This is a genomic window from Kitasatospora sp. LaBMicrA B282, assembly GCF_050325825.1.
Taxonomy (GTDB): domain Bacteria; phylum Actinomycetota; class Actinomycetes; order Streptomycetales; family Streptomycetaceae; genus Kitasatospora.
On sequence record NZ_JBNQTI010000272.1, the window covers coordinates 1 to 7,545 of the forward strand.

Here is a 7,545-nt window from a genome sequence, read left to right on the forward strand (position 1 = left end):
CGCCGGTGGCCGTCGCGGCACCGGCCGAGGCGCCCGCGCCGGCCGTGGTGATCCCGGCTCAGCCGGCGTCCGCCGAGCCGCAGATCGCGCCGGTGCAGCAGCCCGCGGCGCCGGCCGTGCCCGCCGAGGCCGTGCCCGTCGACGCTGCGGTCGCCGAGGCCGTGGTGGTCGAGGGCGCCCAGCCGGTGGTGGCCGCGCCGGTCGCCGAGGCTGTTGTGGTCGAGCCGGTCGCCGTCGTCGAGCCGGTCGTCCTCGAGCCGGTCACCGAGCCGGCCGCCGAGCCGCAGCCGGTCACCGAGCCGGCCGGCGTCGAGGCGCAGGCCCTGGCCGCCGAGGCCAACCCGACCGTGGTGCTCCTGTCGGCGCCCGACGCCGCCGCACCCGCCGAGACCGTCGCTCCCGAGACCGTCGCCCCTGAGACCGCGGCCCCCGAAGCCCCGGCCGCCCAGCCGGTGGCCGAGGCCGCGCCGGTCGCCGAGGCCGTCGCCGTGGCGCCCGTCGAGCCGCAGCCCGTCGTCGAGGCGGTCCCCGCCGAGCCGGCGCCGGCGCAGCCCGAGATCCCGGCCGCCGCGCAGCCGCGCCGGATCGCCGCCTTCCTCGCCGACCCGGCCCCGCTCGGCCTGCCGATCACCGAGGCTGCTGTGCCCGCCGAGCCGCAGCCGGCCGCGCCGCCCGCCGAGGTCGTCGCCGAGCCGGTGGCCGCCGAGGCCCCGGCCGTCGAGGTCACCGCCGCCGAAGCCGAGGCCCCGGCCGTCGCCGAGCAGCAGCCCGCCACGGAGCAGCCCGCCCCCGAGGCCGCCGCCCCGACCGAGGCCGACCCGGCCCCGGGGATAGCGCCCACCGCGGAGACCCCCGCCGAGGCGCCCGAGGCCGCCCCCGCCGCTGAGGCACCGTCAGCCGAGGTCGCCGAGGCCCCCGCTCCCGCGGAGCCCGCCGCCGACGCCGCCCCCGCGCCCGAGGCCCCGCAGGTCGACGCGGCCGCCGAGCCCGACGCGGCCCCCGCTGCCGAGGCCCCCCAGGCCGAAGCCGCCGCCGAGGCCCCCGCCGAGCCCGAGACCCCGCGCCAGCCCGCCGCGCCCGGCTACGACGACCAGGCCCGCCAGGCCGTCCACCAGGTGATGCGCGAGCGCCGCGACATCCGCAACGGCTTCCGCCCGGACCCCGTCCCGCACGAGGTGCTGCTCCGGGTCCTGGAGGCCGCGCACACCGCCCCCAGCGTCGGCTACTCGCAGCCCTGGGACTTCGTGGTGATCCGCTCCAGCGAGACCCGGCGCAAGATGCACGCGCTCGCCGAGCGGCAGCGCGAGGCCTACGCCGACTCGCTGCCCAAGGGCCGGGCCAAGCAGTTCAAGGAAATCAAGATCGAGGCCATCCTCGACACCCCGGTCAACATCGTGGTGACCGCCGACCGCACCCGCGGCGGCCGGCACACCCTGGGCCGCCACACCCAGCCGCAGATGGCGCCGTACTCGGCCGCCCTCGCGGTGGAGAACCTCTGGCTGGCGGCCCGCGCCGAGGGCCTGGGCGTCGGCTGGGTCAGCTTCTTCGACGAGGAGGAGATGGTCCGCGAGCTCGGCCTGCCCGAGCACCTGGACGTGGTCGCCTACCTCTGCGTCGGCTACGTCGACGCCTTCCCGGACGAGCCCGAGCTGCAGCAGCAGGGCTGGGCCAAGAAGCGCCCGCTCTCCTGGGTGGTCCACGAGGAGCAGTACGGCAACCGCGCGCTGCCCGGCGAGCAGCCGCACAGCGTGCTCTCCGAGGCCCTGCGCACCATCCGCCCGCTGGACGCCAAGGCGCTCGGCGAGGCCTGGGACCGGCAGAAGCGGATGACCAAGCCGGCCGGCTCGCTCGGCATGCTGGAGATCATCTCCGCCCAGCTCAGCGGCCTGTCCCGGAAGTGCCCGCCGCCGATCCCGGAGCCCGCCTGCGTGGCGATCTTCGCCGCCGACCACGGCGTGCACGCCCAGGGCGTCACCCCCTGGCCGCAGGAGGTCACCGGCCAGATGGTGGCCAACTTCCTGGCCGGCGGCGCGGTGGTCAACGCCTTCGCCGCCCAGGTCGGCGCCGAGGTCTGCGTGGTCGACATCGGCGTCAAGGCGGACCTGCCGGAGGCGATCCAGCAGGGCCGCACCACCGGCCTGCTGCCGCGCAAGGTCAAGCCCGGCACCGACGACATGACCCAGGGCCCGGCGATGACCCGGGAGGAGGCGCTCAAGGCGCTGGAGACCGGTATCGAGACCGCCCGCGACCTGGTCGCGGCCGGCAACAAGATCCTGATCACCGGCGACATGGGCATCGCCAACACCACCGCCTCGGCCGCCCTGATCGCCGTCTTCACCGGCGTCGACGTCGCCGAGGTCACCGGTCGCGGCACCGGCATCGACGACGAGACGCACGCCCGCAAGGTCGACGTCATCCGCCGCGCGCTGGCCCTGCACCAGCCCGACCCGGGCGACCCGATCGGCGCCCTGGCGGCCGTCGGCGGCCTGGAGCACGCGGCGATCGCCGGCTTCCTGCTCGGCGCCGCCTCGCTGCGCACGCCGGTCATCCTCGACGGGGTGATCGCCGGCGCCGCCGCCCTGGTCGCCAAGGCCATCGCCCCCGAGGTGCTGGCCGCCTGCATCGCCGGCCACCGGTCGGCCGAGCCCGGTCACAAGGCCGCGCTGGCCAAGCTCGGCCTGCGCGCGCTGATCGACCTCGACCTGCGGCTGGGCGAGGGCACCGGTGCCCTGCTGGCCCTCCCGCTGGTGCAGAGTGCGGCCCGCGCGATGCACGATGTAGCCACCTTCGACTCCGCCGGGGTCAGCGAGAAGGGCTGACGCCCACCGCTCCCCGACCCCGCACCGGCCCGAGGGCGCGCCGGTGCGGGGCGCCGCCCTACCCGCACCCCTTTTTGAGCCCCCCAGGAGCCCGCCGATGACCGGACCCACCCCCCACCCGAGCACCGAGGGCCGCACCCCCTACCCCGTGGGCCTGCTGCTCGCCGGACGCCGGGTCGTGGTGGTCGGCGGCGGCCACGTCGCCCAGCGCCGACTGCCCGCCCTGATAGCCGCGGGCGCCCGCATCGAGCTGATCTCGCCCGGCACCACCCCCGCCGTCCAGGCGATGGCGGACGCCGGCGAGATCGACTGGCAGCAGCGCGGGTACGCCGACGGCGACCTCGCCGAGGCCTGGTACGTGCTGGTCGCCACCGACGACCCGGCCGTCAACCAGGCGGTCAGCGCCGAGGCCGAGCTCCGCCGGGTGTTCTGCGCCCGCAGCGACGACGCCGCGGCCGCCACTGCCTGGACCCCGGCCACCGGTCACGACGAGGGCACCACCGTCGCGGTGCTGACCGGCGACCCGCGGCACTCCGCCGCGCTGCGCACCACCATCGTCGAGGGCCTGCGGGACGGCAGCCTGAGCAGCCGCCAGTACCGCCGGCGGGCGGCCGGCGTGGCGCTGGTCGGCGGCGGCCCGGGCGACCCGGACCTGATCACCGTGCGCGGCCGCCGGCTGCTGGCCGACGCCGACGTGGTGGTCGCCGACCGGCTCGCGCCGCGCGAACTGCTCGCCGAGCTGCCGCCGCACGTCGAGGTGATCGACGCCTCCAAGATCCCCTACGGCCGGCAGATGGCCCAGGAGGCGATCAACCAGGCGCTGATCGACCACGCCAAGGCGGGCCGGTTCGTGGTCCGGCTCAAGGGCGGCGACCCCTACGTCTACGGGCGCGGCGGTGAGGAGCTGCTGGCCTGCGCCGAGGCCGGCATCCCGGTCACCGTGGTGCCCGGCATCTCCAGCTCGATCAGCGTGCCGGCCGCCGTCGGCATCCCGGTCACCCACCGCGGCCTGACCCAGGAGTTCACCGTGATCTCCGGCCACGTCGCACCGGACGACCCGCGCTCGCTGGTCAACTGGGACGCCGCGGCCCAGCTCGGCGGCACCCTGGTGCTGCTGATGGCGGTGGAGCGGATCGGTGCCATCGCCGCCAGGCTGGTCGCCGCCGGCCGGGCCGCCGACACCCCGGTGGCCGTGGTCCAGGAGGGCACCACCGCCGCCCAGCGCCGGATCGACGCCACCCTGGGCACCGTCGCCGAGACCGTCGCCGCCGAGCAGGTGCGGCCGCCGGCGGTCATCGTGGTCGGTGACGTGGTGCACGTCCTCGACGCCGCCCGCTGACCCCTCCCGGCACCCCTGCGCGCCACCCCTGCCCGTCACCCCTCCGGCCACCCGAGAGCAGCATGTCCGAGCCCAGCACCATCACCGACCCGGCCGACCCGCGGCTGGCCGACTACACCGACCTGACCGACGTCGAACTGCGCCGCCGCCGCGAGCCGGCCGAGGGCCTGTTCATCGCCGAGGGCGAGAAGGTGATCCGCCGCGCGCTGGCCGCCGGGTACCGGATGCGCTCGATGCTGCTGACCGCCAAATGGCTGGAGGTGATGGCCGACCTGATCGCCGCCACCGACGCCCCGGTGCACCTGGTCGAACCCAGGCTCGCCGAGCAGGTGACCGGCTACCACGTGCACCGCGGCGCGCTGGCCTCGATGGCCCGCAAACCGCTGCCCGAGGCCGCCGAGCTGCTGATCGGGGCCGGCCGGGTGGCGGTGCTGGAGGGCTTGGTCGACCACACCAACCTGGGCGCCATCTTCCGCAGCGCCGCCGCGCTCGGCATGGACGCCGTGCTGCTCTCCCCGGACTGCGCCGACCCGCTCTACCGGCGGGCCGTCAAGACCTCGATGGGCGCCGTCTTCTCGGTCCCCTACGCCCGCCTCGACCCCTGGCCCGGCTCGCTCGCCACCCTGCGCGACGCCGGCTTCCAGCTGCTCGCCCTCACCCCGGCCGAGGGCGCGGTCGACCTGGCCCAGGCCGCCCCGCACCGACTGCCCAAGGCCGCCCTGATGCTCGGCGCCGAGGGCGACGGCCTGACCGCCAAGGCCCTGGCCGCCGCCGACCAGCGGGTCAAGATCCCGATGGCGCACGGCATCGACTCGCTGAACGTGGGCGCGGCGGCTGCCGTCGCTTTCTACGCCGTCAACGCGACGCTGCCGGCCGGCCCGGCCTGACCACCGCCGGCGGTGCGGCCGGGCCGGCGGTCACCGCTCGCGCCCGGCGGCCCAGGTCACCCAGGCGGTCACCCAGTCCAGCAGCAGCCGGTGCGAGGTCTCGTTCGGCAGCCGGTCGTGGGTGCTCCAGTAACGCTCCCAGCGGAGCAGCGCCTCCTCGCAGGTGACCGGCTGGTTGAGGCCGACGTACCGCAGCATCTCCTCCAGCGCCGCCTCGCGCGGCCCGTGCTCCTCGGTGTACCAGGGCACCCGCTCGCGCAGGTGGGTGAGCTGGTTGACCATCGAGTAGACCAGGTACTCCGACCGCTCCGGGCCGCAGCCGAGCACCGCGTCCAGCTCGGTCACCGCCCGGCGGCTGAGCGCCTGGCGGGCCGCACCGGCCTCCGGACCACCGGGCACGTAGGTCTCCAGGTAGGCGCGCACCGCCGCGACCCCGGTGGCGTGCGCCAGCTCCGGCTCCAGCCAGGCCTGCTGCTCGGCGGCCACCTGCTCGAGGAAGGCGTTCCGCTCGGCCACGTACGGCGTCAGGTCGGCCACCGGACCGAGCTCCACCTCCGCCGGAGCGGGACCGTGGCCCAGCACGGTCACCGCCTGGTCGCCGACCGCCGTGCGCAGCGCCCAGGACGCACCCAGCCGGCACAGCTCACCGCGCGGGGTCCGCTCGTGCACCGGCTCGCCCGAGGCCGGCGGCAGCTTGCCCTCGCGGATCTCCCGCCGCAGCTCGGCCACCAGGTCGGCGGGGCGCCCGGCGCTGCCCGGTGCCTCGGTGGTCACCAGCAGGAACGGTCCGGCAGGCACCCGCCAGTCCCCGTACCCCAGGGTGGCGCTGACCACCACGTCGTGCTCGCTGTGCCACTCGGCGAGGAAGGCGGGTGCCGGAACCGGTCTCCACAGACCGAAGACCGGGAAGGGCCGGTGCTCGGCGAACGCACGCAGCCGCTGCTGGTACTGCTCCAGTCGTTTCGGGTCGGGCGGTATCCGCTTCATACCGAGAGTTTCGCATCCCCTACGGTCCGTCAGAATGCGATATGTCCCTTGGAGCCCCTGACCCGCCCGGTACGCCCGCAATGCGCCGATCTGGGCCCCCGACCTGCACCGCCGCTCCACCTGGCGTCGACCGCTGCTGCACCGGCGTCCGACGACCACCGACCGACCGGGCCGACGCCTCGTCAGTCCGCCTCGTCAGTCCGCCTCGTCAGCCCCTTCGGTCAGCCGGCGCTCGAGCTCGCGCCGGTGGCGGTCGGCCCGGCCCCGGTGCCGCCGGACACCCCGGCGCCGGGCCAGGACTCGTCGAGGCTGCCGTCGGCCCGCGCGGTGTAGCGGGTGGTGGCCGTCGCCCCGGTCTGGGTCATCCGCTCCTCGCGGACCAGGGCGCCCTCCTCCAGCCGCCAGGTCGCGCTGGACAGCGGGTCGGCGGCCGAGCTGCGGGCGGTCAGCGGGACGGGGGAGTCGGCGTTGAAGCCGAACAGCTCGACCAGGTCCACCGGCACCGAGCCCTCGGTGCGCCGCAGCACCACCACGGTGGCCGCGGCGCCGCGGTAGCGGGCGGGCAGCACACCGGTCAGGGTCACCGCCGGGGAGCCGGCGGCGGCCTCGGTGCGGCCGGCGTGCAGGGCGATGGTCGGACCGCCGGTCGGGTCGCCGTAACTGCCGTCGGCCCAGTCCACCGACGGCACCGGGCCGGTCGCAGGCCCGAGCAGCGGCAGCGCACTCGGGCCGGTGCTGACCGTCGAACCGGTGGCCGAGCCGGACATCGAGCCGGACGTCGAGCCGGACGTCGAAGCGCCCGACGGCCCGGCCGTCGCGCCGGTGGCCGCGGTCGGCACCGCCGTCCCGCCGTTCTGCCCGCTCCCGCCGCCGTTCTGCACCGCCGCGGTCGCCGGCGGCGGCGCGAGCGGCGCCTGGGCGCCGTCGGCCGACAGTCCGAGCGCCGGTCCGAGCCCGGCACCGCCGGCCACCGCCCCGGCGCTCGCGCCGACCGGTCCGGCGGGCAGCCGGGCGAGCCCCTGACCGTGCCGGTTCTCGCAGCCCTGGGCGGCCGCGATGGCCAGCGCCACCCCGATGGTCACCGTGATGAAGACCACCAGCCGCTGCCGCCGCAACCGCCGCCGCGCGTCCAGGGCCCGGCCGGGCGGGGGCGTGTGGTGCCGCTCGCGCGACTGCGGCCGCCCCGCGCCCTCGGGCCGGGGTCTGGCCGCCGGGACCGGGCCGCCCGCGGGGTGCCCCGGCACCCGGGCCGCCGGCTGCGGCGAGCGCCCCTGCTGCGGGTGGGCCACCTGCTGGTACCCCGGCGCCCCCTGCGGCGGGCGCGCCTGCTGCTGGTGGCCGTGCGACTGCTGGCCCTGGTGCCGGCCGTGGGTCTGCTGCGGGTGCCCCGGCGCCGGGTACGGCTGCGAGCGGGCGAACCGCGGGCGCCCCTGGGCCCGGGCCTCGTCCGCCTCGCGCGCCGCCCGCTCGGCCCGCTCCGCCTCGCGCGCCGCGAGTTCCCGCGGCGAGGGCT

The 7,545-nt window shown here is 77.2% G+C and carries 4 protein-coding genes and 1 pseudogene; 3 read left to right on the forward strand and 2 right to left on the reverse strand.

Annotation, left to right across the window (positions count from 1 at the left end; genetic code table 11):
* The 3 genes from cobT to ACQRUO_RS37775 form a co-directional block, all read left to right on the forward strand.
* The coding region (gene cobT / locus ACQRUO_RS37765; protein WP_428320706.1) for a nicotinate-nucleotide--dimethylbenzimidazole phosphoribosyltransferase at positions 1 to 2,819 on the forward strand (2,819 nt) is incomplete at its 5' end.
* A 97-nt stretch (positions 2,820 to 2,916) separates the two neighbouring features.
* Positions 2,917 to 4,158 carry a uroporphyrinogen-III C-methyltransferase gene (gene cobA, locus ACQRUO_RS37770; RefSeq protein ID WP_428320707.1) on the forward strand — a complete coding sequence of 414 codons (1,242 nt, stop codon included), beginning with the start codon at positions 2,917 to 2,919 and terminating at the stop codon, positions 4,156 to 4,158.
* Between the two features lie 62 nt (positions 4,159 to 4,220).
* A complete protein-coding gene (locus ACQRUO_RS37775; protein WP_428320708.1) occupies positions 4,221 to 5,045 on the forward strand; it encodes a TrmH family RNA methyltransferase in 825 nt (274 codons plus the stop codon).
* A 30-nt stretch (positions 5,046 to 5,075) separates the two neighbouring features.
* On the opposite strand, the gene ACQRUO_RS37780 is transcribed toward ACQRUO_RS37775, so the two are convergent.
* Both ACQRUO_RS37780 and ACQRUO_RS37785 read right to left on the reverse strand, forming a co-directional pair.
* Positions 5,076 to 6,032, reverse strand: coding sequence for a hypothetical protein (locus ACQRUO_RS37780; RefSeq protein ID WP_428320709.1), 957 nt, complete (start codon positions 6,030 to 6,032; stop codon positions 5,076 to 5,078).
* Between the two features lie 221 nt (positions 6,033 to 6,253).
* Positions 6,254 to 7,545, reverse strand: a pseudogene (locus ACQRUO_RS37785) (hypothetical protein); the annotation flags it as partial.

Excerpts from the sequence above, each read along its gene's own strand:
- cobA (WP_428320707.1), top strand. The coding sequence starts at position 2,917 with ATGACCGGACCCACCCCCCACCCGAGCACCGAGGGCCGCACCCCCTAC.
- ACQRUO_RS37775 (WP_428320708.1), top strand. The coding sequence starts at position 4,221 with ATGTCCGAGCCCAGCACCATCACCGACCCGGCCGACCCGCGGCTGGCC.
- ACQRUO_RS37780 (WP_428320709.1), bottom strand. The coding sequence starts at position 6,032 with ATGAAGCGGATACCGCCCGACCCGAAACGACTGGAGCAGTACCAGCAG.